Below are 507 nucleotides of genomic sequence, written 5' to 3'. Positions count from 1 at the left end.
GCCACCGAGCGCCGCGCTCCCGCCGTCCTGCCGTGGACGGTGACCGCGGCGACCCCCGAGGCGCTCCGCGCCCAGGCCGCCCGGCTGCTGGACCACCTCACGGCACGGCCCGACGAGCGTCCGCTGGACACGGCGTACGCACTCGCCACCGCCCGCACCGCGCTGGAGTCCCGCGCGACGGTGCTGGGCACCGGCCGTGACGAACTCCTGGCCGGGCTGCGCACCCTCGCCGAGGGCGGGAACGCCCCCGGCGTGGTGACCGGCGCGGCCCGCTCCGTCGGGACCACCGCCTTCCTGTTCTCGGGTCAGGGCTCACAGCGCCTCGGCATGGGCCGCGGGCTGTACGCGGACTTCCCTGTCTTCGCGGAGTCCTTCGACGCGGTGTGTGCGGGGCTGGACGAGCACCTGGAGCGTTCGCTGCGCGAGGTGGTGTGGGGCGAGGAGGAGTCGGTCCTCAACGGCACGGCATACGCGCAGGCGGGTCTGTTCGCCGTCGAGGTGGCGTTG

General features: G+C 75.3%; 1 protein-coding gene. It reads left to right on the top strand.

What is annotated here, in order from left to right; all coding sequences use genetic code 11:
- A partial coding sequence (locus HO151_RS06345) for an acyltransferase domain-containing protein (protein WP_173895117.1) occupies positions 1-507 on the top strand: 507 nt, incomplete at both ends.

It is taken from the genome of Streptomyces sp. 8P21H-1, from assembly GCF_013302945.1.
Note: the sequence above shows the minus strand (reverse complement) of the source record. Positions and strands in the feature narration are given on the sequence as shown.